26 protein-coding genes are annotated in these 24,911 nt (G+C 60.9%); 14 read left to right on the forward strand and 12 right to left on the reverse strand.

The features are described 5' to 3' along the window. Positions 1-133: 133 nt before the first annotated feature. Positions 134-1,300 carry an OpgC family protein gene (locus tag AC0L2R_RS02870; RefSeq protein ID WP_473507654.1) on the reverse strand — a complete coding sequence of 389 codons (1,167 nt, stop codon included), beginning with the start codon at positions 1,298-1,300 and terminating at the stop codon, positions 134-136. A gap of 362 nt (positions 1,301-1,662) precedes the next feature. On the opposite strand from AC0L2R_RS02870, the gene AC0L2R_RS02875 reads away from it, so the two are divergent. The 4 genes from AC0L2R_RS02875 to AC0L2R_RS02890 all read left to right on the forward strand — a co-directional run bounded on the left by AC0L2R_RS02875 (position 1,663) and on the right by AC0L2R_RS02890 (position 4,062). Then, positions 1,663-2,181, forward strand: coding sequence for a sigma-70 family RNA polymerase sigma factor (locus tag AC0L2R_RS02875; protein WP_027153985.1), 519 nt, complete (start codon positions 1,663-1,665; stop codon positions 2,179-2,181). 8 nt (positions 2,182-2,189) lie between these two features. Beyond that, on the forward strand, positions 2,190-2,963 hold the full coding sequence (locus AC0L2R_RS02880; protein ID WP_023799216.1) for an anti-sigma factor family protein: 774 nt from the start codon (positions 2,190-2,192) through the stop codon (positions 2,961-2,963). 21 nt (positions 2,964-2,984) lie between these two features. Next, positions 2,985-3,701, forward strand: a complete 717-nt coding sequence (locus AC0L2R_RS02885; protein ID WP_091591079.1) for a Bax inhibitor-1/YccA family protein — start codon at positions 2,985-2,987, stop codon at positions 3,699-3,701. A 124-nt stretch (positions 3,702-3,825) separates the two neighbouring features. Continuing rightward, the gene (locus tag AC0L2R_RS02890; RefSeq protein WP_473507655.1) at positions 3,826-4,062 is read left to right on the forward strand and encodes a DUF2076 domain-containing protein; all 237 of its coding nucleotides are present in this window, start codon (positions 3,826-3,828) and stop codon (positions 4,060-4,062) included. On the opposite strand, the gene AC0L2R_RS02895 is transcribed toward AC0L2R_RS02890, so the two are convergent. Together AC0L2R_RS02895 and AC0L2R_RS02900 are read right to left on the reverse strand one after the other, a co-directional pair. Next, complete coding sequence (locus AC0L2R_RS02895) at positions 3,963-5,291, reverse strand: acyl-CoA dehydrogenase family protein (protein ID WP_473507656.1); 1,329 nt, start codon at positions 5,289-5,291, stop codon at positions 3,963-3,965. The two genes, AC0L2R_RS02890 and AC0L2R_RS02895, sit on opposite strands and share 100 nt — an antisense overlap. A gap of 222 nt (positions 5,292-5,513) precedes the next feature. Beyond that, positions 5,514-6,008: a cysteine hydrolase family protein gene (locus AC0L2R_RS02900; protein WP_473507657.1), complete on the reverse strand. Its 495-nt coding sequence runs from the start codon at positions 6,006-6,008 to the stop codon at positions 5,514-5,516. A gap of 496 nt (positions 6,009-6,504) precedes the next feature. Between AC0L2R_RS02900 and AC0L2R_RS02905 the strand changes: the two genes are divergently transcribed. From AC0L2R_RS02905 to AC0L2R_RS02945, 9 genes are all read left to right on the forward strand, one after another. Beyond that, positions 6,505-7,158 carry a TetR/AcrR family transcriptional regulator gene (locus AC0L2R_RS02905; protein ID WP_473507658.1) on the forward strand — a complete coding sequence of 218 codons (654 nt, stop codon included), beginning with the start codon at positions 6,505-6,507 and terminating at the stop codon, positions 7,156-7,158. 204 nt (positions 7,159-7,362) lie between these two features. Further along, on the forward strand, positions 7,363-7,932 hold the full coding sequence (locus AC0L2R_RS02910; RefSeq protein ID WP_287230477.1) for an OsmC family protein: 570 nt from the start codon (positions 7,363-7,365) through the stop codon (positions 7,930-7,932). A 48-nt stretch (positions 7,933-7,980) separates the two neighbouring features. Continuing rightward, positions 7,981-8,127, forward strand: coding sequence for a hypothetical protein (locus AC0L2R_RS02915; RefSeq protein WP_473507659.1), 147 nt, complete (start codon positions 7,981-7,983; stop codon positions 8,125-8,127). Next, positions 8,124-9,359, forward strand: a complete 1,236-nt coding sequence (locus AC0L2R_RS02920) for a MalY/PatB family protein (protein ID WP_473507660.1) — start codon at positions 8,124-8,126, stop codon at positions 9,357-9,359. Before AC0L2R_RS02915 ends, AC0L2R_RS02920 begins: the two co-directional genes overlap by 4 nt. A gap of 650 nt (positions 9,360-10,009) precedes the next feature. Beyond that, positions 10,010-10,702 (forward strand): hypothetical protein, encoded by a 693-nt coding sequence (locus AC0L2R_RS02925; protein WP_473507661.1) that lies wholly within the window; start codon positions 10,010-10,012, stop codon positions 10,700-10,702. 173 nt (positions 10,703-10,875) lie between these two features. Continuing rightward, complete coding sequence (locus AC0L2R_RS02930; RefSeq protein WP_473507662.1) at positions 10,876-12,498, forward strand: hypothetical protein; 1,623 nt, start codon at positions 10,876-10,878, stop codon at positions 12,496-12,498. A gap of 33 nt (positions 12,499-12,531) precedes the next feature. Beyond that, entirely contained in the window at positions 12,532-13,251 is a 720-nt protein-coding gene (locus tag AC0L2R_RS02935) for a hypothetical protein (RefSeq protein WP_473507663.1), read from the forward strand. Between the two features lie 137 nt (positions 13,252-13,388). Beyond that, on the forward strand, positions 13,389-13,898 hold the full coding sequence (locus AC0L2R_RS02940) for a M15 family metallopeptidase (RefSeq protein WP_473507664.1): 510 nt from the start codon (positions 13,389-13,391) through the stop codon (positions 13,896-13,898). Positions 13,899-14,102: 204 nt separating this feature from the next. After that, positions 14,103-15,149, forward strand: a complete 1,047-nt coding sequence (locus AC0L2R_RS02945) for a rolling circle replication-associated protein (RefSeq protein ID WP_473507665.1) — start codon at positions 14,103-14,105, stop codon at positions 15,147-15,149. A 334-nt stretch (positions 15,150-15,483) separates the two neighbouring features. On the opposite strand, the gene AC0L2R_RS02950 is transcribed toward AC0L2R_RS02945, so the two are convergent. Together AC0L2R_RS02950 and AC0L2R_RS02955 are read right to left on the reverse strand one after the other, a co-directional pair. Then, positions 15,484-15,804: a hypothetical protein gene (locus AC0L2R_RS02950; protein ID WP_473507666.1), complete on the reverse strand. Its 321-nt coding sequence runs from the start codon at positions 15,802-15,804 to the stop codon at positions 15,484-15,486. A gap of 354 nt (positions 15,805-16,158) precedes the next feature. Continuing rightward, a complete protein-coding gene (locus tag AC0L2R_RS02955; RefSeq protein WP_473507667.1) occupies positions 16,159-17,106 on the reverse strand; it encodes a homocysteine S-methyltransferase family protein in 948 nt (315 codons plus the stop codon). 243 nt (positions 17,107-17,349) lie between these two features. Between AC0L2R_RS02955 and AC0L2R_RS02960 the strand changes: the two genes are divergently transcribed. Next, complete coding sequence (locus AC0L2R_RS02960) at positions 17,350-18,003, forward strand: TetR/AcrR family transcriptional regulator (protein ID WP_091591074.1); 654 nt, start codon at positions 17,350-17,352, stop codon at positions 18,001-18,003. 56 nt (positions 18,004-18,059) lie between these two features. Here AC0L2R_RS02960 and AC0L2R_RS02965 read toward each other — a convergent pair whose 3' ends face one another. From AC0L2R_RS02965 to AC0L2R_RS02995, 7 genes are all read right to left on the reverse strand, one after another. Further along, complete coding sequence (locus AC0L2R_RS02965) at positions 18,060-18,530, reverse strand: YbaK/EbsC family protein (RefSeq protein WP_473507668.1); 471 nt, start codon at positions 18,528-18,530, stop codon at positions 18,060-18,062. A gap of 15 nt (positions 18,531-18,545) precedes the next feature. After that, positions 18,546-19,364 (reverse strand): MBL fold metallo-hydrolase, encoded by an 819-nt coding sequence (locus AC0L2R_RS02970; RefSeq protein WP_473507669.1) that lies wholly within the window; start codon positions 19,362-19,364, stop codon positions 18,546-18,548. A gap of 3 nt (positions 19,365-19,367) precedes the next feature. Continuing rightward, positions 19,368-20,162 carry a TatD family hydrolase gene (locus tag AC0L2R_RS02975; protein WP_473507670.1) on the reverse strand — a complete coding sequence of 265 codons (795 nt, stop codon included), beginning with the start codon at positions 20,160-20,162 and terminating at the stop codon, positions 19,368-19,370. Beyond that, on the reverse strand, positions 20,162-21,715 hold the full coding sequence (metG, locus tag AC0L2R_RS02980) for a methionine--tRNA ligase (protein ID WP_473507671.1): 1,554 nt from the start codon (positions 21,713-21,715) through the stop codon (positions 20,162-20,164). The genes AC0L2R_RS02975 and metG overlap by 1 nt, the downstream gene beginning before the upstream one ends. A gap of 81 nt (positions 21,716-21,796) precedes the next feature. Then, positions 21,797-22,852 (reverse strand): DNA polymerase III subunit delta', encoded by a 1,056-nt coding sequence (locus AC0L2R_RS02985; protein WP_473507672.1) that lies wholly within the window; start codon positions 22,850-22,852, stop codon positions 21,797-21,799. Beyond that, entirely contained in the window at positions 22,849-23,520 is a 672-nt protein-coding gene (gene tmk, locus AC0L2R_RS02990) for a dTMP kinase (RefSeq protein ID WP_473507739.1), read from the reverse strand. Before tmk ends, AC0L2R_RS02985 begins: the two co-directional genes overlap by 4 nt. A gap of 64 nt (positions 23,521-23,584) precedes the next feature. Beyond that, a complete protein-coding gene (locus AC0L2R_RS02995; protein WP_473507673.1) occupies positions 23,585-24,751 on the reverse strand; it encodes a D-alanyl-D-alanine carboxypeptidase family protein in 1,167 nt (388 codons plus the stop codon). Positions 24,752-24,911 lie beyond the last annotated feature (160 nt).

The following is a 24,911-nucleotide window of genomic DNA, read 5'->3' on the forward strand; positions in this document are numbered from 1 at the left end:
CGCCAGCGGTTTTCATTTGCGCCAGGCTGAAACCGCCAACCGGGAGACTGGACACAGCAATCCAAAGCGTGGCTTGGAGGCGAGGCTCGCACCGTCGAAAGGCCTTGATCGCACGGCGCGTCGCGCCGTTCTATCATGCCGGTTTGAGAGCAGCAGACGGCAAGGCGGCTCCAGATTGCCGCTTCTTGCCGCCCCAACCGATCCGCGGCAACCATTCGAGGTAGTAGGCGAAGCCGAACTGCAGCGCGATGCCTGTCGAGATCAGGATCGCGTCGTAGAGGAGGCCGCCCGGGCTGACGACCTTCATGACCTGCGCGATCATGGCGAGGATCGTTCCGGCGATGAAGACCGGCAGCGAATGCTTGCCGAGAACCGCGAGCGGGTGTCCGGGCCTCGTCTTCGCCAGGTTGGAAAGCGCCGGGATTGCCACGATCAGATAGGCGATCGCCAGAATGTGCATGAGGCGCGACAGCGACAGGAACGTCTTGTCGAAGCCAGTCAGCACAGTAGGCAGGCCGGAGGCCGTCTCGATGCCCCACAGCGGCAGCCGCACCCAGATCAGCGCGCCGACCAGATACAGGACGGCCGCGCTCGCCATCATCCAGTTGAAGCGGATTTCGCCGCCGCGCTTGATATGCAGCATGCCGGCGATGCCGATGACGAAAAGAAACTGCCAGGAGAGCGGGTTCAGGAACCAGAAGCCGTCGCCGGGGAAATTCGAAGGCGCGATCTGGAAAATGCCGGCGATGAGCCAGAGGAGAGCGGACGCAGCAAGCATCAGGCGCAGGCTGAAAGTGCCGATCCACAGGAAAACCGGCATCATCAGAAGTACGACGGCATACATGGAAAGAATGTTGTTATAGCCGATCTGATGCCCGAGCGCCGCGATGCCGAGCAGCGCTTCCGGCGTGTCCTCAATGATCATCTGGATGTTGATCAGCTTCAAAAGATCGGGCCGCGAGAAATGCAATGCAGCCGCCGAGAAGATCGCCAGCGTCGCGACAGTGGTCATGACGTGGGTGACATAGAGGACACCGGCACGCCGCCAGGCCTTCAGGGTGATGAGCAACCGATTCCCCGGCTGGAACTTCAGTCCGTAGGCGAGCCCAACGGCAATCCCCGAAATCAGCACGAATGCTTCGGCCGAATCGGAAAAGCCGAAATTCTTGTGCGTGACATACTCGAAGATCGTCCCCGGCACGTGGTTGACGAAGATCGTCAGCAGCGCCAGCGCGCGGAAGACATCGATGCGGGTATCCCGCTGGGCTGGCACATTGCCTGTCATGTCGGGGCTTGTCATGTCGGGTCGATAAATTCGTTGAACAAAAGCGGGCCCAAAGCGCCGTCGGCGAAGGGAAGATTCGGCGGTGAATGTTTCCTGCCTATAACTCGCAAGTGCCCCGAAAAAGATGACACTTTCGCGATTTTTCGCGTCACAAATTAATTCAGGGATAAACATCGAAATCCCCGGTGGCGCTAAAACCGCGCGGCGAACTGAGGCGGCTGCGGGGAGGGCCGCTCATTCCCGGACAAGGAAGCCGTACGCGCACTGGTGGCGTTGTACCGGCTGTGCCTGACATCCCGGATCGCAAAAAACTCAAAAAACTCAAAGAGCGGGATTAAAAGCCTGCCATGCTCCGTAAACAGGACGTGAGAGGGTCGATGCCACGCTTCGATATCGTAGGACAGCTTGGTTCTTTGCGCCGCTACGCGCGTTCTCTGACGCGCGACAGCGCGGAAGCAGAGGATCTTGTGCATGACGCGCTGGTGCGTGCCTATGAGCGGCGCGGCACCTTTCGATCCGGCGGAAACCTGCGCGCATGGCTGCTGTCGATCGTCCACAACGCTTTCATTGACGGCCTGCGGTCCCGCAAATCCGAAGCGGTACGCGTCGAGCAGGCCGGATATCTTGCCGACGCCAGCATGCAGGCACCCCAGGAGCATTCCGTTCGCCTGGCACAGGTGCGCGAAGCTTTTTTCAAATTGCCGGATGAGCAGCGATCGGCGCTGCATCTCGTCGCCATCGAGGGACTTACCTACAGCCAGGCGGCAGAGGCCAGCGGCGTACCGCTGGGTACGCTGATGTCGCGCATCGGCAGGGCGCGCGCAGCGCTTCGCGAGATGGAGGACAAATTGCCGGCACATGCGAAAAGCCACCTCAAGATCGTGGGAGGCCCGTGATGTCCATGATGAGCGAACTGCGCGACCCGGTGACCGATGCCGACCTCGACGCCTATGTCGACGACCAGCTAGACGTTGCCCGCCGCATTGAGGTCGAGGCGTTTCTGTCCGCCCGTCCGGAGGCTGCCGCCCGCGTGATGTCCGACCTCAGGACGCGCGACGAACTGCGCCTGGCGCTTGCCGGATGCAAGGGCATGGCGCGGCCGGCGACGGCTGATGCGGCACGGCGGCTGGAACGGGGACTGGCTCGAGGGCGCGCCTTGCGCACGTTGCAGCGGGCTGCGGCGGTCGCAGTCCTGCTGGCTGCGGGCTGGTTGGCCAACGGGATCGTCGGGCCGATATCGGTGACGAAAGTCGTCGCCTCGACCCAGCCGCCCGTCTATCTGGAAGAGGCGATCCGGGCACACAGGACGACGATCATACGCGAGGCGATGTCATCCCAGCCCGAAGCGCCGGATTACGATGCGGACGAAATCCGCGCCGCCACGGCGATCGTCATGCCGTCGCTGCCGAAGGACTGGAAAGTCCGTGACGTCCAGATCTATCCATCGCAGTTCGGCCCGAGCGTCGAGATGGCTGTCGAAACAACAGACCTGGGACTGGTCTCGCTGTTCGCGATCAGGCCCGGAACGTTCGACGTGGTCCAGCCGACCGTCGCCCCGTCGGGCGAAATTTCCTCGGCCTATTTCCAGATCGGCGAAGTTGCTTACGCAGTCGTCGCCCGAAGCGGTGTCCGCGATCTCGATCGCACCGCAGAAACGCTCGCCAACACGCTTTACTGACCTTCACAAAGGAGAACCCGCATGAACACCCCCAATCTAGGATACCGCACCGGCGTTGGAGCCCAAACCGGCGCCGTCTATGACGAAGGCCTGCGCCAGCACATGCTGCGCGTCTACAACTACATGGGCGTTGGCCTCGTCGTTACCGGCGTGATCGCCTTCGTCGTGGCTTCCACGCCAGCCCTCTACGTGCCGATCTTTTCCACTCCGTTGAAGTGGGTGGTGATGCTGGCACCGCTCGCCTTCGTGCTGCTGTTCTCGTTCCGGATGCAGACGATGTCCGCGGCCGGCGCTCAGGCGATGTTCTGGGCATTCTGTGCGGTCATGGGCCTGTCGCTGGCGTCCGTGTTCCTGGTGTTCACCGGGACCAGCATCGCGCGCACCTTCTTCATCGCCGCCACCATGTTCGGCGCGACCAGCCTTTACGGCTACACGACCAAACGCGACCTGACCCAGTTCTCGTCCTTCCTGATCATGGGTCTGATCGGCGTGGTGATCGCCAGCATCGTCAACATCTTCCTCGGCTCGACCGCGCTCCAGTTCGCCATCTCGGTGATCGGCATCGCCGTGTTCATCGGCCTCACCGCCTGGGATACCCAGACGATCAAGGAGCAATTTGCTGAAAACTTCGGTGCGGAATCGCAGCAGAAGCTCGCCGTCTTCGGTGCATTCTCGCTCTATCTGAATTTTATCAACATCTTCCAGCTGCTGTTGAACTTCACCGGCGAGCGCGAATAGCCGCGTCAAATCCATGCATGTCGCGGCAGCATTTTTGGAGCAGCGACATGCATGAACAGAGACTTGAAGCGCGTCGCGAAAATCTTTCGGAACGCGGCGCGCCTGGATATCGGAGTTGCTTGCCATGGACAGGAACGACCAGCAGGCGATCGCCAATCTTTTCGAGAAACTTGCCAATGTCGAGCGGCAGACGCCGCCGCGCGACGCCGAAGCGGAACGCTTCATCAACGATCAGATTGCCCGGCAGCCCGGCGCCCCATACTACATGGCGCCGGGGAGGGTAGGCACGGCAATCGAGGAAAAGGTCGGGCTGATACGGGCCTGTCGCTGGGTGGCTGCCTCGGGCGAAGCTGGCTGGTAGGAGACCGGGCATCCATGGTGGCGATACGCTTGCGATCCAGCCGACGAAGCAAGCCGCTGTGACCACTGTGTCTTCGAGGTGCCCAAGGCGAACTCTGCCAACCTGAGGAGCTGCACGTCAGAGGTGCCCGCCGGCGCGAAGATATGGTGCGCATCCCGCAGCAATCTTTCGATGGGTCGGTCGGCGAACAATCCACAGGCGGCATGCACCTCCAGGGCATTGCGGGCCGAACCCAAGGCGTGCTCGACGTTGATCAGCTTGGCATTTATCAGTTCAGGGTCACACGGCACGGCGCGGTCCAGCATATGCACTGCGTGATAGGCGGCGAGCCGGGCGGTCATCAGCCGCGACTGCATCTGGCCGAGTTTCTGCTTAATGGTCGGAAGTTCGCAAAGAGGGCTGCCGTAACGGTGCTGCTGTGCGGCAAATGCCACGGTTTCGTCGACAAGCGCATGGTGGATTCCGAGCGCGACGGCGGTCAGGTTGGGCCTCCCGTAGAGGATGCTGGAAGAATAGGCCACAGCCAAGCCGTCGCCCTCCTTGCCGAGCAGGTTTTCAGCGGGGACCCGGCAGTTGTCGAAGACAAGTTCCCCAAAACCGAAGCCGTGCAAGCCCATCGCCGGCTTCAGTGCGGCGCGTGAGAGGCCGGGGCGATCCGCCTCTACGAGGAACGCGGACAGACCCTTCGAGCCGCCTCCGGTCCGGACGATCACCCCATGCAGATCGCCGACATGGCTATTGCCGACATACGTCTTGTGGCCGTTGAGGATATAGCCGTCGCCGTCGCGCTCTGCGCTGGACGCCATGCCGAGCACGTGGCTGCCGGACTGGCGTTCGGTTACGGCAATGGTCGGCAGACATTCCCCCTTGGCGATGGCCGGAAGCCATTTCCGCTTTTGGCTTTCGTTGCCGAAATGGAGAATTTTCGCGACGCCTAGCTGCGAGGCCTGCACCATCGCTCCCATGGCGCCGCTGACGCGCGAGATTTCCTCGATGACGATGGTCTTGGCCAGATGCCCGAGACCCAGGCCGCCAAATTCTTTGCCGATGGTGATGCCGATCCAGCCGTGGCGGGCGATCCGCCGAGATAGGTCATAGTCAACAGACCGCGAGGCTTCCATGGCAGATATACGGGGCCGGATCTCGGCCTCCGCAAAGGCCCGTGCCTTATCGCGAATCTGATTGTGGCGCTCGGCAGCGAAACAATTGTCGACGTCATAACTGTCCATCCGATCCTCCTGACTTCCGGAGCGCGATGATCGGAGCAGCGGACTACCGGACAATTTCACCAGAAGGGGAATTCGGTTACATCCGAAACATGGAAGCTACTGTCCCGTGACTCGAGGTACGACCGTCTGACGGCAGGTTGCGGCGCCTTTGAGATGTTCATTGGATTGCGCCGAGAGCTTTAACGATCTCAGAAACAGTCACTATTTTGGCTATCCTGCCGTTCATGTAATCCAGGGAGACGCGCGCGTGCTCTGCGTCGTAGGAGCCGACGCATTCCTCGGCCAGGACCACCCGAAATCTCGTTGATAGGCGTCTACCGCAGCCATTCGGATGCAGGCGTGCGTATTCACGCCGCATAAGACCAGTTCATCGATGCCCATTTCCGCCAGTAGCTCGTCAAGCCCGGTCTTGAAGAACGCGCTGTAACGCTTCTTGATGATTGTCGCATCCCTTGGCTGCCAATCGAGCCCCGCGTGAAGCTGGGCACCTCTCGTGTCCTGAATTGTAACGGCGATACGTTTGTCGCGCATCTCAAGGAATGCGTCACTGAGATCCGAACGGAACTCCTGCCGCACCCAGATAACCGGGAGCTGTAAACTTCTGAAAGCGCCCACCAACCGGTTGGTATTCTGAACCAGTCGATCGGCCCTATCTGCGTCCCAAAGGTCGAGATACTCATTCAGCAGGTCGATGATGATGAGGCAGCGTTTGACCATGGTCGAGCTGTATGAAGCGCCGAATGCAGCTTTGTGACGACGTCGTATCTCTGGACGGTTGTCAAAGCGGTTTAGAGACACGACACCGTTTGCCGAGGCCTGCGATCAGGTCGATCACCTGCGCAAGGTGAGGCCGCCCGGCGCCACGCCGGCATGATGCCGGAATCCACCCATCCGAAAGTCGCATAAGATAGGCCTCGGCCAGGACCGCCCGGAGCCGACAGGCCAAGATCGCTGTCAAACAGACGTTCCCAGCTTGATAGATGGCGATCGCTCCTCTATCTACCGACTAGTAGGTAGGTTAAGAGAGTCAAAGTTCATGCTGGCGGGACAATCCGACACCTGGAACGAAAGACTGGGCGCGCTGGTCAAGCGGGTCGGCGGATTGGCAAATGCGACCCGCCGGTTACGAGCGCCTTCCATAAGGTGGAAGCCGCCACGCGAGAGAGGGGCCTATCGTCTATTCCTCCCGCGCGCTCGAAACCTATGAGCAGCTTTGATCGAGCGATCGGCTGGCTGCGCGCCGACCGGTAAGGTGAAGCAATTGGAACGGCGCGCGCCAAGAGGCGAGGCGGATGGAAAGGCCATGGCAATCGGAACACGTGATGCACTGATAAGGACCGCGGAGGGTCTGATACGGACCAAAGGGTATGCGGCCTTCAGTTATGCCGATCTGGCCAAAACGGTGGGCATCAGCAAGCCGACCATCCACCATCATTTCCCCGCCAAGGAGGATCTCGGGACCGCCATCGTCGAAGCCTATATTGATCGGGTCCGGCGTGACTTCGATCGGATCGAGGCCGAGAACGGTGGCGTCATCGCACGTCTCGAAGCCTTCTTTGCAATGTTCCGGAGGAGCACCGAGAGCGGGTTTTTGCCCTTGTGTGGTGCGCTGGCCGCGGAAATGTCGGCGCTCCCGGCTGGGCTGCAAAAGATGACCAAACGCTTCTTCGACATTCAGCTCAAGTGGCTGAGCGGGATCATCGAGCAGGGAATAGGCCGCGGCGAAATTCCACTCGGGTGCGGCGCCAGGCAGAAGGCCTTCATGCTGTTAAGTTTGCTGGAGGGTTCCAGCTTCATCGACTGGGCAACCAAAGACGGCGATGTCATCGACGACGGCATCATCCGCCTCATCATAGAAGGCACCTGAGAACGGCCACGCGGTCGGGCCCCGGGGTTCGGTGAACCGTGGCGGCATCCATTTCCCTTGAGAGCCAACCAACTAGTCGGGTTGGAGCGGCAACGACAAAGTCCGTGGTGACCACATCTCGCGACCTAAAAAGGCGGCTACCCGCCGCCTGGGGTCGATCCTCTTCCACCATCACTCCACATCCAGAAACAAGGACATTCTCACATGACTGACAATCCCAATAGCATCGACCCCAATGGCATCGATGTTGCCGCCCTTCAACAGTTCGCAATGGGGGTCGCCGAAGACCCGTCGAAGCGCAGCGCGCGGTTCAACGTCAAGACGAAGTGGGCCGGCCAGACCCGCTCCGTCGCGACCGTCAGCCACTATTCGCTGGGCGGTTTGGAGCATCAGCGCAACTTCGAGATCGCCGCGGACGAGCCGACCGAACTGCTCGGCCAGAATTCGGCGCCCAACCCCCAGGAACTGCTGATGGCGGCGCTTAATGCCTGCCTGACCGTCGGTTACGTCGTCAATGCCGCGGCGATGGGCATCACCGTACACAGCCTCGAGATCGAGACCGACGGCGAACTCGACCTTCGCGGTTTCCTCGGGCTCGATGAGAGCGTCAACCCCGGCTACGACGAGGTCAGCTACGTCGTTCGCCTGACGACCGACGCCCCGCGCGACCGGCTGGAAGAACTTCACGCCGTCGTCACCAGGACATCGGTCAACCTGGCGAACTTCTCAAAGGCGATCCGGATGGTCTCGAAGCTGGAGATCGTCGAGGCCTAGGTCCCTCCAAGCCAACCTTCCTGTCGACACCGGGCGCCCGCAACTACCATGAGCAAGCTATTCACCTCCTGCGACCTGTCGGGCGCCACTCTTGCCAATCGCGTCGTCATTGGCCGTCCAATGTCGGCCGGCCCTCCCAACATGATGGCGGCAATGCCGTCGCTCGCAGTCCTGTTGATACTGGCGCACCCATGACCTTCGACTTCGACCGCATCATTCCACGCACCGCGACCAACGCCGTGGCCGAGGACGGTTTCGAGAACTATCTGTTCGGCGGCGACGCCGATTTGAAGTTGCCAGTCCCTCGATCTGAATTGATCTCGATGTGGGTCGCGGACATGCAGTTCGCCGCGCCGCAAGCTGCCCTCGATGCAATGACGGAACGGCTGGCGCACCCGATCTTCGGGTACACGATGAACATGGGCGACGAACTCTACGACGCGTTCCATGCCTGGTGCGTCGAGCGATACGACTGGCGCTTCGAACGCGAGGCCTTGCAGGTGTCGCTGGGCGTTATCCCGGCGCTCTATGCGCTTGCGGAGTATCTTTGCGCGCCAGGGGACAAAATTCTGACCCTGACGCCCGCCTATGGCTATTTCCAGCGCGCAGCCGTTCAGACCGGCCATGAACTGGTGTCATCCGCGCTCGTCTTGAAGGATGGGCTTTATGAAATCGACTTCGTCGATTTCGAGGCGAAGGTGAAGGACCCGTCTGTCACGCTGTTCTTCCTGTGCCACCCACACAATCCAACCGGCCGCGCCTGGACGGAGCACGAACTGCGCCGTGTGGGCGAATTCTGCTTCGCCAATGGCGTTCGTGTGGTGTCGGACGAAATTCACGCCGATTTGTTGCGTCGGGGCAAACGGCACCTCCCGCTGGCGAAGCTGTTTCCGGACAGCAAGGACATCGTCACCTGTATGGCGGTCAGCAAGACGTTCAACCTCGCTGGACTGATGCTCGCGACCGTCATCATCCCGGATCCGTCGCTTCGCGCGCAGTGGCGCGAGCGGCACTATCCGTTCGTCAATCCGATCAGCCTTGCCGCGGCGGTCGCGGTTTACGCAGATGGAGGTGCGTGGCTGGACGCGCTATGCACCTATCTCGACGAAAACTTTCGGATGGTTGCGGCCTTCCTTGGCCAACATCTGCAACAAGCCCGCTTCAAGATCCCCGATGCGACCTATCTCGCCTGGGTCGACTTGTCGGCCTATTTCCCACGGCCGATCAACCTGACGCGCTTCTTCCTGGAAAAAGCAGGCGTCGTACTGGAAGGCGGTGAGATGTTCGTGTCGAACGGTGGCTGCCATGTTCGCCTCAACATCGCATGCCCACGGCCAGTGCTGTCGCGCGCCCTCATGCATATACACCAGGCGCTTGCGGGGCGAGGGGCCCAAACAATCAACGCGGATGCAAAGCCGCTTTGGTAACCCCGAAGATCGCTTCGGCGGGAAGTTTCGGTTTTTGCTGACAAAGCGGAAGGCACCGGCCTGTTCGGCCGGGGGTCTTGTGCTCGGCCTCAGTCGCCGCATGCATGGTGGTCGGGATGTCGCCGGCGTCGATGCAGCAGACCGGCTTGCCGCGCCGGGATAGGTGCTGCCGTGACCGGCTCCGAAGATCACAGCACGGGCGTGTGGCCATTGGCGAGACGATCGGGGAAGCCGAAAAGGGAGGCGAGGCGGTCATTTTGATGGTCTTGAGGATTTCGGTGCTGTAGGGGACGAAATCCTACGCTAAGCCGATCGACGCAAAATCAGAGAGGCTTTCCGTCGGTTCACGCTGAGAATTCCACCCATCAGAAAGTCGCATAAGATAGAAACTGGAACGATGGTTCTGGAACTATGCGGAAAATTTATTTCAATTTACTTCAGCCTCTTCTTCACCGTCTCGGCACTGCCGGGGCGGCAATACTTGTCTCCCACGGTGCCGACGCTGATCTTGCTAATCAAGTAGTTACAGGCGTCGCTGCGGCTATCTTGATCGGTATCGATCTGGTCAACAGCCGCAAGCCAAAGTCTCTCGACTAATGGCGATCCCGTGGGCTCCAATCATCTCCGCAGGCGCTAGCCTGATCGGGTCGTTGTTCGGTGAGGACGAAGAAACGACAAGCCAGATCAACTACAAGGATATGGCGAAAGACGCGGAAGCGGCGGGGTTCAATCCCTTGACCGCGATCCGCAACGGCGGGTCTGCCGGTTACACCCAGACAAGCCATCCCGGCTTGTCGTCGGGTGCCTTCATCGCTGACGCCATCGGGCAAATCGGCTCTGCTATCGCAAGCGTTGATCCAATGGCGGAAAAAACCGCGCAACTCGAATACCAAATCCGTCAGGAAACGCTCCGCAACCTTCAAGCCGATACGTCGGCGCGGTTGCGGGCGTCTATCGGCGGGGTTCCCGTCTCGGCCGGCGCTAGCCGCGTCGTGGCGGGCGCGGCTCTGTCGAAAGTGGTCCCTCCTGGCATGCCCTTTGGGCCGGATGTTCCGGCCAAGGTCGTTCAGGACGAAATCACCAGCCCGTTTCCGGTCGGGTCCGGAATCGAAGTACCGGGCGGGATCAAGTCCGGTGATGCGTGGGAAAGCTTCATGGGTGATCTTGGTACGATCCCCGCGACAGTAATCAACGTCGGTTCCACGCTCTACCACAACTTCCGCAAGTATCGTCCTGAGATCGATACGCCAAACGCGTTTAAGAAAACGCGTGAGTATCAAAACTCGGTGCGGAAAACCTTGGGGAAGTCGGCCAATCCCGACTTTTCTCCATGGGGTTATTAAAACAGCGAGGCAAGGCCGCCAATCATGGTCATGGCAATTACGGCAATGGTCATGAACGCGAGGACATTAAGCAGGGCTGACATGTCTAACTCTCCCAAAAAGCGTTGCGGCGCTTGTATGCGCCGCCGCGTGAAACTTCGCAAGTTCCTCAAAAGCCTGAAAGGCAAACGCAAATGATCAATACCCGCAAGCATGTCGCGCCTATCGACATTCCTCGCACCAACCGCGTCCATACGGGTCGCGGTATCACCTCTCTGCCGGCCGGCAAGATGGTGCCTATCTTCGCGGCCGGTCTTCACAGGGAAGACGCCATTGTAAACGGCGCTCTCCGCTGTTCCTTCGAACTGGAAGAAACGGTTGAAATCTTGATGAACGCCGTTCGCGTTGACGTGAAAGCATATGTCATCCCAATGCTCGCTCTCGACCGCTTCCAGGGGTCGCTGGATGTCCTCAATCGGTCGTATGAAGGCCAACCGCCGCTTGACGGCGAAACCGTTATTCCGTTCATCGAAACTATGGTGGGTCCGGCCTATGCCAGTAACGATATTCTCACGTACCTGGGCCTTCATTATAAGGTCGGCGGCAATATCAATACGGCGATTATCGAAGCATACAATCAGGTCTGGAACTATCGCGCGGCCAACCGCTCGAAGGCGTTGACGCCGCGCACTCGCCTTCAGGCCAATCTGGCTCCGGCCTTCTGGAACCACGAAATGTTTAAGCATATCGTGCCGAACTTCGATGAGGCCAAGGTGGACGGCGAAGTCGCGCTTAGCGTCGTCAACGCCAAGCTGCCGGTTACGGGTATCGCTGCCAATCCGGTAAACTCCTATGTGGCAGCCAATGCCACCTTTAAAGAGGCGGACGGCACGCTTGCTGCCGGCTCTAACTGGCTTGGTATCGATGCTACACGCTTCGCCATTCAGGCCGACAACGTGTCTAAAATCCCGCAGATTTTTGCGGAAATGCAACAAAACGGGATTACCGTCTCGCTCGCCAACATCGAGCTAGCGAAGAAAACCCAAGCATTCGCGCGGCTGCGGGAGCAGTATGCCGGTCACTCGGAAGAGTGGTGTATCAACCTTCTGATGGACGGTATCTCCATCCCCGACCAGTTCTTGAAAGACCCTATGCTGGTCGCTGAGGCGTCAACCATCTTCGGCATGAGTAAGCGCTATGCCACGGACGCCGCCAACCTGACCGACAGCGTTGTCAACGGCGCAACCTTCGTGGACCTCAACATCCGTCTGCCTCGCCTCAATACGGGCGGTGTGCTGCTCATCGTCGCGGAAGTGACGCCGGAGCAGTTGTTCGAACGTCAAAAGGATGCCTTCCTGCATCTGTCGAACAACGAAGCCGACAGGCCGAAATTCCTGCGGGACTATCTCGATCCGCAGAAAGTCGAAATCGTCACAAACGATATGATCGACGTGAACCACGCGACGCCGGCCGGCACGTTCGGCTATGCGCCTATGGGGCACAAGTGGAACGTGACCGCTCCTCATATCGGCGGGCGCTTCTATCGCCCTCAGGTGGATGCCGCCTTTGACGAGGATCGTCAACGGTTTTGGGCCGTCGAAACTGCAAACCCTACCTTGGGGCCGGATTTCTATCTGTGCACGAACATCCACACGAAACCTTTCGCCGTGACTAATCAGGACATCGCGGAAGTGGTGATCCAGGGTGATCTTCTCATCCAGGGCAACACGCAGTTTGGCCCGGCTCTCATAGAGGCGTCGAACGATTACGCCAAGGTTCTGGCGGAAGTCGACACGACGCGTATCGTTACGCCGTGAGGCAGCTTCGGCTCCTTTGGCTTACAAACCGGCATGGGGCGGTATGCCGCTCCCTGCTTCTTCTGTCCAGAAACGGGCATCGTCCTGCGGGGCGTCCCATCTTCAAAAGGAAATGAAATGTCTATCAAGGTCGGAAATCTCACGGACTGGCTTCCCCTGTCCGGTTCTATCATCCTGGACGGGTCGGAAGACCGCACCAGGCGCGTTCGGCTCTATCTCAACTGCCTGGAGCCAACGCCGCTGTTCGTCGTGCTGGACGGCGCTCCGGCGCGCTTCCTGGCAACGATGCCGGCCGGGCTCGAGCTCATCGAATTCGTCGCCTCTGGCGAAATCGAAATCTCGGCCGATAGTCTTGACCGCGTCGTCTACTACCAGTCCACCGAACACGAGAAAATGTGGTTCGATGGCAACGGCGCAAGCTTTACCACGATCCACGAACGCGCTCCGCGCAACGAGGCGCTGGAATGGGTCCAGTTCCAATCGGAACAAAATCAGAAGCGGATGGAGTCGGCGCTCCGCTCTGAGATGCAAACTCATCTCGCCGCAATGAAGGCTGAATATGAAAAGTCCTCCTCTGGAATACATGGCGGCGCGGCTCCGCAACATCCGCAACCTGCGAAAGCAAAAGCAACCGCCGCTCCTGTCCCGCCAGTGGACGGGGGAGCGGGGCAACCGCCGAATGGCGGCGCTGTCCAGCCAGCGCCAGGAAGCGCTCCGGCTGACGGACAAGCTCAAGGCGCGGGTGCGCAGTGAGTATCGCTGATAAAGTCCGGGAAGCTGTCGCGCGTCTTCACGCGCGGCAGTCCCACATCCCAGAACACAAGGTCCGCAGGGCGGCCGAATTGGTCCACGCGCCAGCTGGTCCATTGGTCCAGTCGGGCGAAGACGGCTTGCGCCAGTCTCTCCTGGCCATTGCCGACGGCAAGTTCTGCCAGGGCGTCAAATACAGCGACCAGCAGCTGCGCGCCGATCGCCGTGCCGCTCATCCCAATGTGATCGAGTTCGGCCGGCTGCTCGTCAAGCGCATGCGGCGGCTCAACGTCCCCATGTTCGAAAGCTGCATGTGGCGGACCATGGAAGACCAGCAGGCCGCGTTCGTGCTTGGCAATTCCAAGGCGAAGCCGGGGCAAAGCCCGCATAACTACGGCGTTGCCGTCGATGTCATCCACGGTATTCGCGGCTGGGACTTGTCCGAGCGCGAATGGTCCATAGTTGGCCACGTAGGCAAGGAACTGGCCGCACAAAGGGGCTTTAAGCTCACCTGGGGCGGCGACTGGAAGTCGATCTATGATCCTGCCCATTGGGAGCTAGCCGGATGGCGTGCGAACTTGGACAGTCCGGCCGAAAAAAACAGGCTCGTTCTGCGAGGCTCTGGCCGCGACTGGCCGCCGCTGTCCTAGTGGCGAAATGCCATTCCAGGTCAGATCTGAGTTCTGAAATTCTATTCCAGATCAGATCTGATTTCTGGGCGTTTCTCCCTGGCTGGGCTTGTTCCCGGCCTTGCGGGCGCGCGTGTATCTTTATGTACACGCGCGCGCCCGCACACACGGTTACCTTGTCCCCATGTGCAATTAGTGACACCAAACAATTCAGCAAGGTCTAAAATGTGCAAAGCACCATCCCAACTAGCTGACGGAACGATTGTTGGGTGTCGCAATTGCTCGCAATGCTTCGGCCGGGCTGTCGATGACTGGTCCGGCCGGTGCATTGCGGAAAGTAAGTTCGCAACCGCGCCGTTCTTCATCAACCTGACCTATGGGAAGGAATTGGATGAGAACAACAAACAGACGGGCTCGTCTGATCATCATCGGGCGGCGGTGCTGACTTACTCGGATGTGCAGAAATATTTCAAGCGCCTTCGCAAAGGCGGGTTCCCCGCTAGGTATTTTACCGTTGGCGAATATGGCTCTACCAAGGGCCGTGCGCACTGGCACATCCTCGTCTTCTGGCAAGGGCCTGTCCCCGTCCACACTCCTTCCACCCGTTGGAAGCAAATCCGCTTCATGGAAGCGCACTGGCCGCATGGCTGGTCCGTGTGGGAACCTCTAGGTGCTACCGCAGAAGACACTGCCGCCGCAGTCCGTTACGTATGTAAATACCTCAACAAGGACCTGGGCGGCTCAGAACGGCAAGCAAAATGCCAGATGTCTAAAAAGCCGCTCCTTGGGGCGGCCTGGCTGCACCATCGTGCGGCCTTACATGTGGCTCAAGGGATTGCTCCGCAAGGCCTGTTTTATACCTTTGCCGACATGCCGGAAAAGCAGTTCATGCTCCGGCCGGGCTCCGCTGCGGCGGACCTGTTCTGTCAGTCCTTCAACGACCAATGGGCGGACGCCTATGCGTGTGAGCCAATCTATGCTCGCCGCAACGTCGAACGCGGCCCTAAGGGCAAGCGCCAGGTCGTGCCAGAAACCCGAATCGTCGGGTTCAAGGGCGTTGGTCGCCCGCCTCCTCCTTCCGATCTCATGGATGAGTACGGGGATAGGATTTTCACCACATATGAGGGAAAAACGTCATGGCTTCTAAAGGACGAAAAAAAACTAGAAGAGTACAGGGACCGAGTTCGGGCCAAGTACTGGCACCCCGTATACGGGGCGGGGTTCAACCTATATCCGCCACACCTGCAAGGGGTCGTGCCATCGGGGCTCTAAAAGCACCCCTTCATCCTAAGCCGCTTAAGGCCGGTCCCACTAGGTCGGCCGTCTCAGAAATGAGTAAACGCCTAGCGGCCGGCCGTGCGGAGCACGACAGACGCGTAGCGGCTGGGTTCTTAGCTCCGACAGAAGCCGGCAAGCTCAGGCGCTCGCGGCTCAATATCTCTGCTGTCAATCCAAGCCGCAAACCTAAAGCTGACGCCTCAAAGCCTGAGCCTGCGAAGTCGTCAAAGACGCGCGAAAAAGAGGCCGTCTGCAAAAAGCGGCCTGACAGCAAAAAGGCCAGAACCGGCTCCGGCTCTGGCCCTAGAAAATTCATCCCGTGGTGCGGCTAGCAAGCCTTGGTAGCGAAGCGATCAAGCGCGAAGTGCAAGAAATCTTTGCCGACGAGCGTCCCCGTCCGGCTGTTCTTCAACGGCCCCGGCTCAAGGCCGGGGTCGTCCCGCATCCTCCGCATGACCTGTTGTAGGTCTGCGGCTTGGTGGCTGTGAACCCAACCGGTCACTTGGACAAAGCCTTCGCTCTCCATCCTCTGGCGAAAGTCTGCCTGCCGTCTGGCGCTACCCGTGGCCTTGGCCTTCGGGTGCTTCTTGGCATGCTCTGCGCCGGCTGCTTGCAACCGGGCGGCAATCTCGTCGCTACGCTTTGTCATTCTGCTCTGCTCCATTCTGCGCCGGATGAGTCCGTGCGCCCACCGTTATTAGTAACGGAAAAGGGCAGGGCAATCAACCAAAAATAAAAGGCGTTACATTAGCGCGAGCGCTATGGACAAAGCCTTGCAAATCACGGCTTAGCTCGTCCTGGCGGCGATCCTCAAAGCCTGCGCTTTTGGAATAGCATTCTAACCGTTCTCGGTTTGTGCTTCCAAAGTCGCATAAGATAGATTATGGAACTGATGTGCGTTGTGATTGCGTTGCTTTTCGGCCCAACCGCAGTTCCTTGTTTCCTTTGGAACCAGCGGAACTGCGGTTGATGGCGTTGCGTCTCCTGCGACGCACACAAGTTCCTACGCCGCCTGTGGCACGCAGGCCTCGCAGATCGCCGCGACGTGCCGGTGGTCGGTGCCGCAGCAGCCGCCCAGGATGCGCATCGTCGGAAACGAGGCTGTCAGCCTGCTGTAGCGCCGCCCGAGATCGTCCGGGTCGCCCGCGTCGAGCGTTTCCGATTCGTCCAGTTCGGCATGGCTTTTGGTTGAAGCGTTCGCCTTCACGCCATAGACGCGATCGAGCCAGCGCTCGCCCTTGTTCAGCGCCTGCATGAAATGCGTCGGATGGGCGCAGTTGATCATATAGTAGGCCGGCGCACCGTCTGTCGCGTCGTCGACCCTGTCGATCGCCTCGCCGAGCGTCGTGCCGGTCACCAGCTTGCCGTCCGTCTCCACCGTGAACGAGATCATGCACGGCATCTCATGCGCCTTGGCAGCCCGCGCCACGCCGATTGCCTCGTGGAAATTGGTGAGCGTATAGGCTGCAACCATGTCGGCCTCGGTCCGCGCGAAACTCTCGATCTGCGCCGCGTGATAGGCTTCCGCCTCGCTGGCGTCCATCTTGCCGGCTTTGTAGCCGTCGCCGCGCGGCCCGATCGCGCCGCTGATGACGCACGGCGTTTCGGCGGTCTCGAACTCATTGCGCAGGTCGAGAAGAAGCTCGATCGAGGCCTCGTTGACGGCCCGCAACGCTTCCTGCCCGTAGCCGAGCAAGGTTCCCCAATCGGGGTTGGCTCGCCACGTCGGCGTGTCGAGGATGAAGCCGGTCCCGCTTCTGCGCGCAATGGTCAGATAACGAACGAAATATTCCCTCAGCTTCTGCCGGCCTTCAGCCGTTGCCATCAGCGTGAATGAAGCAAAGTGCGGAAGGTCGAGGCCTTCGTGAAAGATGAGGGTCGTTTCCATGCCGCCATCGCTCAGGAATGTTCTGTTGGCGAGTTGCGGCAGATTCTGGCGGTACTTGGCCATGTTTGTCTCCAGTGGTAAGATGACACCGTGCCGACCTGATGGCGGCCGGTTCGCAATAGCCAGGTTTTAGCAGTACGTGCCGCCGGTGCGGTAGAAGGCTTGTGGTCCGGTACTCCACCGAAGCGGAAACCGCAGCAATTACAGACGGATAGCCGCGCTGGGCCGGTCATATTGCTATCGGTGCCGATGGTGGCGGGTGTGAAAACCATACCGCCGGTACAGTAGATCTGAGGGCATTCGGCCATGCGCAAAGGTGCGGAAACGCGCGAACGCATTCTGGAGATCGCCGAGGCCTCGGTGCTCGCCAAGGGCTTCGGCGCGACGTCCATCGAGGAGGTGATCGCCGAAGCCGGCATCACCAAGAGCGGCTTCTTCTATCATTTCAAAGACAAGAACGAACTCGCCCGCGCCTTGATGCTGCGCTACGTCGAGGAGAACGACCGCATCTTCGATGATGTGTTTCACCGCGGCCGGCAATTGTCCGATGATCCGTTGCAGTCGTTCCTGATCACGCTCAAGCTGCTTGCCGAGCTGATGGGTGACTTGCCGAACGGCCACCCCGGCTGCCTGATCGCGACGTTCACCTATCAGGAGCGCCTCTTTGACCGCACCGTTCGCGACATCGCCGCCGCCGCCGTCCGCTCCTGGAACGGGCGGTTTCGCGATGCGCTGAACGAGATCGCGGCCGTTTATCCTGCCCGCAAGGGCATGGACCTCGACGACGTCGCCATCATGTTCTCCTGTGTGATCGATGGCGGCATCATCATGTCGCGCGGGCTCGGCGACCCGCGTGTCCTTGAACGCCAGATCCTCGCCTTCCGCAACGTCGTAAAGATGTTGTTCGCGCCGGCGGCGCCCGAAATCATGCAGCCGCCCACCGCAGTCGCCGCCGAATAGAGTGCGCCGGTCGGCGCTCGCTGCAGCCTCGAGACTGCGTATCAGGCGCGTTCGATTCAGACTGCCAGCGTCGCCACGACAGCTTGCGCTGCCCGGACCATCGCCTGTGGTTCGGCGGCGAACACCGCGTCGTGCGCGCCGGCCGCTGCCCAAACACGATCGAAACCGAGCAGCGTTTCGTCGGCGAACGCCGGGATTGCAATCAGATGGCCGATCGGCGCCACGCCGCCGATTGCAAATCCAGTCTCGTCGCGGATCTGCCGCGGGTCGGCGCGCTTCAGCAGCTCGCCGGCCAGTGCTGCAGCCTTGGCCAGGTCGAGCTGGTTGGAGCCGGAAACCAGGAAGAGAAACAGCTTTCCGCTGGTTTCTCCCTGGAACACCAGGGATTTGACGATCTGGGCGACTGTGCAGCCGCATTGCGCGGCGGCTTCCTCGGCGGTTCGTGTCGAGGCGCCCATGCGCCTGATTTCGATGTCGAGGCCGGCATCGGCCGCTGCCCTGGTCACACGATCAATGCTTCCAGCCATGAAGAACCGAACCTATCATGCAGATTCATAAAGGATTTCGATCGTCATGCCGTCATAGGCCGGGTCGACGTCGGCCGGCGTCTCGGCCACCACCGCAGCGTAGTCGAGCGGCACATGCATATGCGTCAGTACGGCCTTTTTCGGCGCCAGTTTTTCGATCCAGCCGAGTGCCTGGCCGAGCGACAGATGGCTCGGATGCGGCCTGTATTGCAGCGCATCGATGACCAGCACGTCGAGATCGCGCAGCCGTTCGGCGGTGGCGTCGGGGAAATCACTGACATCGGGGCAATAGGCGAGGCCGCCGATGCGAAACCCAAGCGATATGATGTCGCCATGGATCTGCGGCAGCGGCTCGAGGGTCAGGGCACCCCCCTCGCCTTCGATCACCACCGGCCTGGCATGGTCGATGATATGGGGCTCGACAATGGGCGGATAGGAACTGCCTAACGGTGTTTCGAAACAATAGCCGAACGCTTCCCGTAACCGCAGCATGGTCGGCTGGTCGGCGTGGATATCGATCCGATGACGCTGCTCGAGCACGAAGCCGCGCAAATCGTCGATGCCGTGGATGTGGTCGGCATGCGGATGCGTAAAGACGACCGCATCGATGCGCCTGACTGAAGCCAGCAGCATCTGCGCGCGGAAATCCGGCCCGGTGTCGATGACGACTGTGGTCCTGTCGCCGTTTGCCGCGATCCGCTCGATGAGCGCTGCGGTGCGCATGCGCCGGTTCCTCGGATTGGCCGGATCGCAATTGCCCCAGTCGCCGGTGATGCGCGGCGTGCCCGGCGATGAGCCGCAGCCGAGAATGGTGAGGCGCAGCCGGTCGCTCATGCGTCAAACGCTCAGCGCGGTCGGGCGCGGCATCTTGCTGAACAGCCGGAAGAAATTGTCCGTGGTGACAGCGGCGATGTCAGCCTCGCTGACGCCGATCGTTTCGGCCAGCACCTTGGCCGTGTGCGCGACATAGGCAGGCTCGTTGCGCTTGCCGCGAAACGGTACCGGCGCAAGGTACGGCGCGTCGGTTTCGACCAGCAGGCGGTCATGTGGCACATCGGCGGCGATGGCGCGCAGCTCGGCTGAATTCTTGAAAGTCACGATGCCGGAAAACGAAACATAGCCGCCGAGCGCCACGCCGATTTCGGCCAGCCTGCGCCCTGACGAAAAACAGTGCAGGACGAAGGGGAAGGCGCCCTTCCCTGTTTCGTCCTCGAGGATATCAGCCATGTCGCTGTCGGCATCACGCGCGTGGATGACCAGAGGCAGGCCCGTCTCGCGCGCTGCGGCGATGTGCGTGCGAAAGCCCTGCGCCTGCGCATCGCGCGGCGCATGATCGTAGAAATAGTCGAGCCCGGCCTCGCCGATCGCCACCACTTTGCGATGAGCGGACAGCCGGACCAGCGCCTCGACAGTCACGTCCATCTCCTCGGCGGCGTTGTGAGGATGGGTGCCGACAGAGCAATAGACTTCGTCGAAAGATTCAGCGATCTCAAGCACTTGTTGGAACCGCTTCACACGCGTCGAGATCGTCACCATGCGACCGATTCCAGCGGCCAAGGCGCGGGCGACGATGGCCGCCCGCTCCTCTGCGAAATCCGGAAAGTCGAGATGGCAGTGACTGTCGACCAACATCAGATGTTCGCGTCCGGCTGCTCGACGTAACGCGGAAACACGCCCTCCGGCGCGGGCAGAGTAACCCCCGATACCAGCGCATGGTCCGCGTGGACATGCACGAAATCGCGGCTGTCCGCCGGTACGGCCAGCAGGTCGAGCAGCTTGGCGGCCGACCCCGGAATGAAGGGCTGGCACAGCAGCGCCACGCGTCGGACGACTTCCGCGGTCGTCCACAGCACCGTTTCCATGCGCGCCGGATCGGTCTTTCTGAGCGCCCACGGTTCCTGCGAGGCGAAGTAGCGATCGGCCTCCGCCACGACGCCGAAGATCGCCGCCAGCGCTAGATGGATGCCCTGCTCCGCCATCATCTTGCGTGCAGCAGCAAGCGCCTCCACAGTCTGATCGAGGATTGCCCTGTCGGCCTCCGCCAGTTCGCTGCGTTTCGGCACTACGCCGCCGCAGTTCTTGGCGATCATCGACAGCGAGCGCTGCGCCAGATTGCCAAGGCCGTTGGCGAGGTCGGCATTGGTGCGGTTGACGATGGCGTCGTGGCTGTAGCTGCCGTCCTGGCCGAACGGCACTTCGCGCATGAAGAAATAGCGCACCTGGTCGAGACCGTAATGCTCGATCATCGCGAACGGATCGACGACGTTGCCGACCGACTTCGACATTTTTTCGCCGCGGTTGAACAGAAAACCATGCGCGAATACGCGCTTCGGCAGTTCGATCCCTGCCGACAGCAGGAAGGCCGGCCAGTAGACGGCATGGAAGCGGACGATGTCCTTGCCGATGACGTGGACGTTCGCCGGCCAGAAGGACCATCTGTCATCGGCCGCATCCGGATAACCGGCAGCCGTGATGTAGTTGGTCAATGCATCGACCCAGACATACATCACATGCTTGTCGTCGCCCGGCACCGGCACGCCCCATTTGAACGTGGTGCGCGAGATCGACAGATCCTTCAGTCCGGATTTGACGAAGCTGACGACTTCGTTGCGCCGCTCGGCCGGACCGACGAATTCGGGGTTGCTTTCATAGAGCGCGAGCAGCTTGTCCTGATAGGCGGAAAGGCGGAAGAAATAGCTCTCTTCCTCGGTCCACTCGACCGGCGAGCCGAGCGGCTCGCGGCGCACGCCGTCGTCGCCGACCTTGGTTTCGGCCTCGTCGAAATAGGCTTCCTGCCGCACCGAATACCAGCCGCTGTAGCGGTCGAGGTAGATGTCGCCATTCTCCGCCATGCGCGTCCAGATCGCCTGGCAGGACTTGTAATGGCGCTCCTCGGTGGTGCGGATGAAAACGTCGTTCGAACAACCGATCGCTTCATACATCGAGCGGAAGATCGCCGAATTGCGATCGGCAAGCGCTTTCGGCGTCAGGCCTTCGGCGTCCGCCGTCTGCTGCATCTTCAAACCGTGCTCGTCGGTTCCCGAGACGAAGAAGACGTCCTTGCCGTCGAGCCGCTGGAAGCGGGCCATCGTGTCGCTGGCGATGACAGTGTAGGCGTGACCGATATGCGGCTTGCCGTTCGGATAGAAAATCGGCGTTGTGAGGTAGTATTTGTCGCGTGCCATGGATGAGCCGTCATGAATGTCTGAATGAAGATGTAGCGGTGGATATCGCATCGAAACGGCGATTGCCATCCCGATGGGCCGTCACATTCGCATTGCAGAATTCAGGCGGTCGATCATGGTCAAGGCATGCTGCTTCTTGTCGAGATTGTAGGTGTCGGTCTCAGATATAGCGTTCAAGGCCTCGTGCCAAGTATCGGACAGCGTTTTGGCCCGCGCCAGATCGCCCGCCAGCGCGGCCTGGCTTGCGCCGGTCGAGAGCAGGTCGAGCGCACGGCGATTGAAGATATCGAACTGGATTGCCCGGTCGCGCCCGGCGACCGCCTCCGCGAGGCGATAGGCGCCGGCAACATCGCTCTTTGCCGCTGTCGCCAGGGCGTCGAGCGTCTCGGCGATTTCCAGCCCGCCATACTGCGTCAACAGGATTGCGGTGCGCGCGCTGCCCCCTGCCCGCTTGGCCAAAGCCGCGCGCGCCGCAGGATCGTCCGGTGGCGGTGGTTCGACGCTCTCCAGGACCGTCATCAGGCTCTCGGCATCCAGCGGCGTCAGCCGCACCATCTGGCAGCGAGAGCGGATGGTCGGCAACAGGCTGCCCGGCGCGTGGACGATGAGGATGAACAAGGTGCGTGCAGGTGGTTCTTCAAGATTCTTCAGCAAGGCGTTGGCCGCATTGGTATTCATGTCGTCGGCCGGGTCGACGATCACCACCCGGTAGCTGCCGTCATGCGAGGTCAGCGACAGGAAACGGCTGACCTTGCGGATCTCGTCGACGGTGACGACGGTCTTGAAGCTTTTCGTCTTGTCGTTCGGTGGGCGGGTCAGATGCAGCACCGAGGGATGCGCGCCGGTGGCGATCTGGCGAAACAGCGATGACGCCGGATCGGGAACGGCAAGGACCTCCGGCGCCTGTTCGAACGCCGGATGCTTCAACAGATGATGCGCCAGATGAAAGGCGAGCGTCGCCTTGCCGATGCCGACCGGCCCGACAAAGATCAGCGCATGCGGCAGCTTCCCGGAGCGATAGGCTGATGCCAGCATGTTCGCTGCCTGGTCATGTCCGACCAGGCGCGGCGTCTCGGATGGCTCCGGGATGCCGTCAAGCGTGTCGTGCTGTTCTGGTGCGATCCGTTCGAAAATCATCCCGGCGACTGCTTCCTGTGTCTCGGCGTCATCGTCTCCAGCGCCGCGAACACGGCGCCGGCGACGACATTCTCCACCGTGTCGGGGTCGGCGGACGCGTCGACGACGATGCAGCGCTCGGGTTCTGCCGCGGCGATCGCCAGAAACGCTTCGCGGCGGCGCTGATGGATATCAAGCGTTTCCTTTTCGAAGCGGTCGGCGCCGGCATCGGTGCCGCGCCGTGCGGTGGCGCGCCGCAGTCCTTCGGCCGGGTCGAGATCAAAGATCAGCGTCATGTCGGGCACCATGCCGTTGATGGCGACCTTTTCCAGCGCGTCCATGAAGGCTGGATCGAGGCCGCCGGTGACGCCCTGGTAGACGCGCGAGGAGTCCATGAAGCGATCACAAAGCACGACCGAGCCGCGCTCGACCGCCGGCCGGATGACTTGCTCGACATGGTCGGAACGCGCGGCGGCGAACAGCAGCGCCTCCATCCTGGGGCCGAATGGCTCGGCAGCGCCGGAAAGCAGTACATGCCGGACCGCCTCTGCGCCTGGCGAGCCGCCCGGCTCGCGTGTGACAACGACATCGTATTGCTTGGCGCGCATCTTGCCGGCCAGGCGCTCGATCTGCGTCGACTTGCCTGCCCCTTCTCCGCCTTCGAAGGTGATGAAGAATCCGCTCACCAAAGCCTTTGTCCATGCTGAGGGACCGTAATAGTCCGGACTTGAGAAAAGGTCCACGCCGCGGCTGCTAACGCAGCCAGCCGACCGCCAGTTCCTTGGCGGCATCGAGCGCGCGTTGCGGCAGCGAGCCGACGCCAACCCTTTCGGCGGCGAAAAGCGGCGTTTCCTGGCTCAGCGTGTCACCGATCCAGACCCGCAGCGCACCCACCGGTTGCCCCTCCTCCACGGGGGCTGCAACCGGTCCCTCATAGACGATCCTGGCGGTCAGCTTGTCGCGGTTGGCGATCGGCAGGAAGATGACCACGGGCGCTTTTGCCTTCAGCGCCACGCCGGATTTCGCACCGCCGAAAACCTGGGCCTCGCCGACCACCTCATCCTTGGCGAAAATCTCGGTTTTCTCAAAGGAACGAAGGCCCCAGTCGAGCAGCTTTCGCGCTTCCTCGGCGCGCTCGCGGTCGCTTGCCAGGCCGCTCATCGCCGCAATGACCCGCCTGCCACCTTGGCTGACCGAGCCGACGATGCCGAAGCCGGATGCCTCGCTCCTGCCCATCGCCAGGCCGTCGGCGCCGATATCCATCGCCAGCAGCGGGTTGCGGTTCCTCTGGGTGATTTTGTTCCAGGTGAAATCCTTCTGGCCGTAGTAGCGATAGAGGTCCGGGTACTCGCGCCAGATATGCAGGGCAAGGAGCGCAAGCTCTCGAACCGTCGTCTGCTGACCATCGGCCGGCAGGCCGGTTGCATTGACGAATGTCGATTTCTCGAGACCAATCTGCCTTGCGCGCTCGGTCATTCCAGTCGCGAAATTCGCCTCCGACCCGGCAAACCCTTCTGCGATGATGATGCAGCCGTCATTGGCGGCCTGGACCGTCACGCCCTGGATCAGGTCTTCAAGCCGGACCGTCGACTTGAGCTGGGCAAACATCGTCGACGTGCCGGATGGCGCGCCGCCGGTGCGCCATGCGTTCTCACTCACCACGTATGTATCGTTAAGCGTCACGCGCCTCGATTTGATGGCGTTGAACACCACCTCCATCGTCATCAGCTTGGCCAGTGACGCCGGCTGAATCGGCCTGTCGGCATCCTTGGAAAACAGCACCGTTCCGGTTTCGGCATCGATCATGAAGGCCTGTGCGGCCTTGGTTTCGAAAAGCTGCGCCGCGGCCGGAGCCAGCGAAAGCAGCAGCAGGCCAAAACCCAGAAGCCCGGCGAGAGGCGCGGCGAAGCGAAATTTCATGAGAAGTTCGACCTGTCAGCCGGTAGTTCCGGGCAAGCCTAAAGCGCGTCGCCGTCGACGACTTCACGCGACGTGCTTTAGGCTGTTGTTTTATGCATGTCGTTATCGCAAAACCGCTGCACATTTTTGCGCGACATGCATTATCAGGCTTTGTCCCGGC

The sequence above is a fragment of the Mesorhizobium sp. WSM4820 genome (assembly GCF_055811075.1).

Excerpts from the sequence above, each read along its gene's own strand:
- AC0L2R_RS02970 (WP_473507669.1), bottom strand. The coding sequence starts at position 19,364 with ATGAGCGACCGGCTGCGCCTCACCATTCTCGGCTGCGGCTCATCGCCG.
- AC0L2R_RS02920 (WP_473507660.1), top strand. The coding sequence starts at position 8,124 with ATGACCTTCGACTTCGACCGCATCATTCCACGCACCGCGACCAACGCC.
- AC0L2R_RS02910 (WP_287230477.1), top strand. The coding sequence starts at position 7,363 with ATGACTGACAATCCCAATAGCATCGACCCCAATGGCATCGATGTTGCC.
- AC0L2R_RS02880 (WP_023799216.1), top strand. The coding sequence starts at position 2,190 with ATGAGCGAACTGCGCGACCCGGTGACCGATGCCGACCTCGACGCCTAT.
- AC0L2R_RS02965 (WP_473507668.1), bottom strand. The coding sequence starts at position 18,530 with ATGGCTGGAAGCATTGATCGTGTGACCAGGGCAGCGGCCGATGCCGGC.
- AC0L2R_RS02935 (WP_473507663.1), top strand. The coding sequence starts at position 12,532 with ATGGGGCGGTATGCCGCTCCCTGCTTCTTCTGTCCAGAAACGGGCATC.
- AC0L2R_RS02915 (WP_473507659.1), top strand. The coding sequence starts at position 7,981 with ATGAGCAAGCTATTCACCTCCTGCGACCTGTCGGGCGCCACTCTTGCC.
- metG (WP_473507671.1), bottom strand. The coding sequence starts at position 21,715 with ATGGCACGCGACAAATACTACCTCACAACGCCGATTTTCTATCCGAAC.
- AC0L2R_RS02875 (WP_027153985.1), top strand. The coding sequence starts at position 1,663 with ATGCCACGCTTCGATATCGTAGGACAGCTTGGTTCTTTGCGCCGCTAC.
- AC0L2R_RS02960 (WP_091591074.1), top strand. The coding sequence starts at position 17,350 with ATGCGCAAAGGTGCGGAAACGCGCGAACGCATTCTGGAGATCGCCGAG.
- AC0L2R_RS02995 (WP_473507673.1), bottom strand. The coding sequence starts at position 24,751 with ATGAAATTTCGCTTCGCCGCGCCTCTCGCCGGGCTTCTGGGTTTTGGC.
- AC0L2R_RS02950 (WP_473507666.1), bottom strand. The coding sequence starts at position 15,804 with ATGACAAAGCGTAGCGACGAGATTGCCGCCCGGTTGCAAGCAGCCGGC.
- AC0L2R_RS02900 (WP_473507657.1), bottom strand. The coding sequence starts at position 6,008 with ATGGTCAAACGCTGCCTCATCATCATCGACCTGCTGAATGAGTATCTC.
- AC0L2R_RS02945 (WP_473507665.1), top strand. The coding sequence starts at position 14,103 with ATGTGCAAAGCACCATCCCAACTAGCTGACGGAACGATTGTTGGGTGT.
- AC0L2R_RS02895 (WP_473507656.1), bottom strand. The coding sequence starts at position 5,291 with ATGGACAGTTATGACGTCGACAATTGTTTCGCTGCCGAGCGCCACAAT.
- AC0L2R_RS02870 (WP_473507654.1), bottom strand. The coding sequence starts at position 1,300 with ATGACAAGCCCCGACATGACAGGCAATGTGCCAGCCCAGCGGGATACC.
- AC0L2R_RS02955 (WP_473507667.1), bottom strand. The coding sequence starts at position 17,106 with ATGGCCAAGTACCGCCAGAATCTGCCGCAACTCGCCAACAGAACATTC.
- AC0L2R_RS02930 (WP_473507662.1), top strand. The coding sequence starts at position 10,876 with ATGATCAATACCCGCAAGCATGTCGCGCCTATCGACATTCCTCGCACC.
- AC0L2R_RS02985 (WP_473507672.1), bottom strand. The coding sequence starts at position 22,852 with ATGATTTTCGAACGGATCGCACCAGAACAGCACGACACGCTTGACGGC.
- AC0L2R_RS02975 (WP_473507670.1), bottom strand. The coding sequence starts at position 20,162 with ATGTTGGTCGACAGTCACTGCCATCTCGACTTTCCGGATTTCGCAGAG.
- AC0L2R_RS02890 (WP_473507655.1), top strand. The coding sequence starts at position 3,826 with ATGGACAGGAACGACCAGCAGGCGATCGCCAATCTTTTCGAGAAACTT.
- AC0L2R_RS02885 (WP_091591079.1), top strand. The coding sequence starts at position 2,985 with ATGAACACCCCCAATCTAGGATACCGCACCGGCGTTGGAGCCCAAACC.